3 protein-coding genes and 1 pseudogene are annotated in these 4,120 nt (G+C 36.0%); 1 reads left to right on the top strand and 3 read right to left on the bottom strand.

Annotation, left to right across the window (positions count from 1 at the left end; all coding sequences use genetic code 11):
• Positions 1-272 precede the first annotated feature (272 nt).
• The 3 genes from AC06OU_RS14675 to AC06OU_RS14665 all read right to left on the bottom strand — a co-directional run bounded on the left by AC06OU_RS14675 (position 273) and on the right by AC06OU_RS14665 (position 3,152).
• Positions 273-1,256, bottom strand: a complete 984-nt coding sequence (locus tag AC06OU_RS14675) for a papain-like cysteine protease family protein (protein ID WP_475856763.1) — start codon at positions 1,254-1,256, stop codon at positions 273-275.
• 460 nt (positions 1,257-1,716) lie between these two features.
• Positions 1,717-2,403 carry a hypothetical protein gene (locus AC06OU_RS14670; protein ID WP_475856762.1) on the bottom strand — a complete coding sequence of 229 codons (687 nt, stop codon included), beginning with the start codon at positions 2,401-2,403 and terminating at the stop codon, positions 1,717-1,719.
• A gap of 131 nt (positions 2,404-2,534) precedes the next feature.
• The gene (locus tag AC06OU_RS14665) at positions 2,535-3,152 is read right to left on the bottom strand and encodes a GNAT family N-acetyltransferase (RefSeq protein WP_475856761.1); all 618 of its coding nucleotides are present in this window, start codon (positions 3,150-3,152) and stop codon (positions 2,535-2,537) included.
• A 172-nt stretch (positions 3,153-3,324) separates the two neighbouring features.
• Between AC06OU_RS14665 and AC06OU_RS14660 the strand changes: the two are divergent.
• Positions 3,325-4,120: pseudogene (locus AC06OU_RS14660) on the top strand (tyrosine-type recombinase/integrase); the annotation flags it as partial.

Here is a 4,120-nt window from a genome sequence, read left to right as displayed (position 1 = left end):
AGATAAGTAACTATATCGTCACCGGTAACTAGCGCTGCAATTACCAATCCTAAAGCTATAATCAATGAACCAAACATAAATATATATTTTTTAGTCACGTAACATTCTCCTTTTTAAATTACTGAACAACGTGTTGGCTAGTTGCCTTATTATCATATGAAATTAAAGAAATGAAAGCAATCGACAGATTTTCGGGAACTGTTCAGTGGTTTATTAGGAAGTATGAGCGAAAAAAAGAGAGTTATGACAATGTCATGACTCTCTTTTAAAATCTATTTAGTATAATCCACAACGATGTAAGGCTGTAATTGGAATGGTTTCGGTGCAATGTTACGATCGTTCCACATACCGAACCATCTTTCTAATGGATAGAAGTAATATCCGTCCTGCCAATGGTCAGATGTATCATACGGGTCTGCAAAGATAAGCATATCATCACCAATACCTGGTGTGCCATTATTATCATATCCAATGATGGCTTGCCAATGTCCATCCCAATCTGCCCACTCAACCATAATTGGTCGGTCATTAGAAAGGTGGCCAGTTAGCCATTTAACAAAGTAGCTATCCTTAGCATCTGTTACCCATGCTTCAGTTCTCTCACTATTTTCAGAAGCATATAAGCTGTTCCATGTGAAAGTAGCAGGAAGGTTTCCTACATTATTTCCGGTTGCACCATCTGCTTCTTGAATTAGATCGTCTGCTGCATAATTCACTTTATAGCTTGTCTCTACCACTTTAAAGCCCTCTAGACTAGTAAAGAAATTATGGAGCTGGCTAACGTCTGTCCCGTATTCTGGGAAGTTGTTTGCAGAACCAGGCTTTGCTCCTGGAGTGTCCAAGTCGGTCATTGCTTTCATTTGCTCAGCAATATCCATTTCTGTCATGTCGGTGAAGCCAAAATGGTTAGCAACCATTAATGCGGTAGCAGGTCCACAAGACCATTCTGTTGTTTGCTGCATCGTTTGGAAATTTTCGATTAGTAGTAATTGATCATCTGATTTCATGTTGTAAAAATCAGGTGCTTTAAAATAACGAGACTCTGTGTTGTCGCCAGCTTCTGCATAGGCATCAGCACCGCCGTTTTCATCATAGTCTTCGCCTTTAATCATAGTTGGTTTAACTGCCACAGTAGTTTCGGCTGACGCTTTTGTGTCTACTTCCTTGTTAACCTCCGCTTGTGAATCTGTGTTCTCTGAGCACGCAGATAATAATAGCATTGCGGATGCTAAAACTGCTGTAAGGGTTCTTTTCATTTATCCCCATCCTTTTCTTCTTTTTTTGAAACACAAGAATTTATTATATAGAAAGTAGGGAACAAATCAATAGATCGATTTATATTATTTTTTTACTTTATTTTGAAATTAGATTTAAGTTAAACACGAACATATTTTAAAACTGATTTTACATCTAGGTGGACGTTCTCCGCAGGGGGAGTGATCAGCCATCACCTGTCACTACAATCAATACGTAATTAATGTTCGTGTTTAATCTGTAAAATGCTTTTAAGGAAATTTGCTCAGCTTATTAACATAAAGCTATGTTAAAGGTAAAGGCTGATTTTAAATATACATAAAAAATGAGCTAGGATATTTCCTCCCAGCTCATCTTGCTTTGATATTGATTTTTTACTAAAGCACCCGTTAGTTGAAGAAGAAAGAGCAGTTTATTCCCTCATCGTGCCCGATTGGTGAACAATGACTATGACTTTAATTCTTATTTGAACACATCAAAAACTTTGTTTTCGCTATCTTCATACTGGCAAATAACGATTTGTAGGTTTTTCATATTCCAGTCTTTAGAGCGTAGATAGATAAACGTATTATCCAATTCTACAATTTTGTCAGCCGTAAGATAATTTAAATCGAAATATTTATCGTACTCCTCGTTGTAACCAGGTGTCTCGATAGTTATAGGACTAAATAAGCTTGAAGGCTGTTGTATTGTTTTTTTGATTACTCTCGTACTAATATTGTATTGATAAGTATAGATAAATTCATTGTACATATCATCATTCCCAATAAAGATGGTTGTACCATCTTGTGATACAGATGCCAACATCATTGGAAGGTCATATGACTTAATTTGTTCATATGAAATTCGATTTGTAACTATAGAGTCTTGCATATTATATACGACTACTCCAAATGTACCTTGCATAACCACAATGTTGTTATCGGCATATAAAAGTTTGGGCATTTCGGAACCTATATTCATTTGTTCAATGTCAGACGTGTCTACAGCTAATTCTTCACCCTCGGGTAAGGTGAGATTTTCATTATCAGAACCGAGTATAGGATGTTCGTTGTCTTGACCCACCAGTGTAATTGCATCGGAATCATTTGCTTGGCAAGCCGCTAATAATAGGAACAGTGATATAAAAGTGAAAAGTAATTTCTTCAAAAAGTCGCCTCCTTAAATTGTTAGACGTGAAGATAGTGGATATGTTTCAAATCATTTCTTGTTCAACTAAACTGCGGCTTTAGTTCAATAAAAAAGGCTTTACTCCTTCTTGAAGTAAAGCACGCGTTCGTTTAAGTGCATTCTTTCACAATGTTGTTCATTTGCTTTTTTTCTATTATCAATTGTTTTACTTTACTCCATTCATCATCTGTAATTGAGTATATTACTGCATTTCTAATATATCCGTTTTCAAGAATTCTTTCTTTTCTTAAGATACCTTCTTTAATAGCTCCTAATCGTTCTATAGCTTTTTGAGAACGGACATTTCTCTCATCCGTTTTAAATTGTACTCTTATCATCCTTAATTCCTCAAAACAATATTTTAGAAGTAGGTACTTGCACTCTGAATTGACAAACGTCCTTAAAAAATTGTTTGCGTACCAAGTTGCACCTATTTCACACGACTTCTGACTTAGGTTGATTTCGTAAATACTTGTTGTTCCAATAATTTCATTAGTTTCTTTTAAAACAACAACAAACGGTAATGCCTTCATTTGATTGCGAAGTTGAATTTTATTTGACACATGTACTTCCATTTCAGTTTCCGATTTAATTTCACCTAACATATATGTCCAAACTTCAGGATAGCTAATAGAAAATAAATATCTTGCATCTTCTTGTTGTAAAGGTCTGAGTATGATTCTTTCACTCTCTAAGACAGGTGGTTCAATAGACAATAACTGACTCAAATAGGCTCTCTCCTTAATTAAAACAAATTTTCACTAGACTTCTATTTCGACAAAAATTATAACGATTCGTTCTTCAACTAAACTGCGGCGTTAGTCAAAATACACCCTATGTCTATAATTCTATTAAGTTGGCAATAATCCTTTTAATATTACTATTGTAGGGGGAATAAAATTGTTACTGTCAAAAGCATGGGCTTCGTTTGAAGCGGACAAGCGAATAGAGGGCTTTTCGCCACAAACCTTGAAGGCATACCAGTTACAGTATTTGCTATTAATTGGTTATTTTAAAGACGTAGAGATGGCATTGCTGGATACAAATCAACTAAAGGAATATCTTGCTGTATCCGGTAAGCATTTAAAACCAGCCAGTCTTGCACATCGTATTCGCTTTATGAAATCATTTTTTCGTTGGTCTCATGAAGAAGGATACCTTAGTAAGAATCCAACTTCCAAAATTAAAGAACCCAAAGTAGGGAAGCGGATACCTAAGTATTTAACAGAACGGGAAATCGAACACCTTCGTGAATCCTGTCATTCCCCAATGGAAAAAGCGATTTTTGAATTCATGTTTTCTACCGGTTGTCGAATTGGAGAAATAGTTTCGTTAGAAAAGAACCATATTAATTGGTCCAATCAATCTGCGATCGTTCGAGGTAAAGGTGATAAGGAAAGAGAGGTATATTTTAATACACGTTGTGACATATGGCTTAAACGCTATTTAGAAAGCCGTAATGACCATAATCCAGCCATCTTTGTGACAGCAAGACAGCCGCACAAAAAATGAGTGTCGCCCAAATGCGATACATCATCAAGCGGATCTCCAATCGTGCGGAAATTAATAAAGAAATTCATCCACACCAACTTAGGCACAGCTACGCAACTCATTTGATGAATAATGGAGCTCCTATTGAAGTCATACAGAGTCTTATGGGGCTTGAGAAGAGTGAAACCACCAAGATCAATGCTCA

The organism is Psychrobacillus sp., from assembly GCF_056205495.1.
The sequence above is the reverse complement of the archived record's forward strand: the minus strand, read 5'-3'. Positions and strand labels throughout refer to the sequence as shown.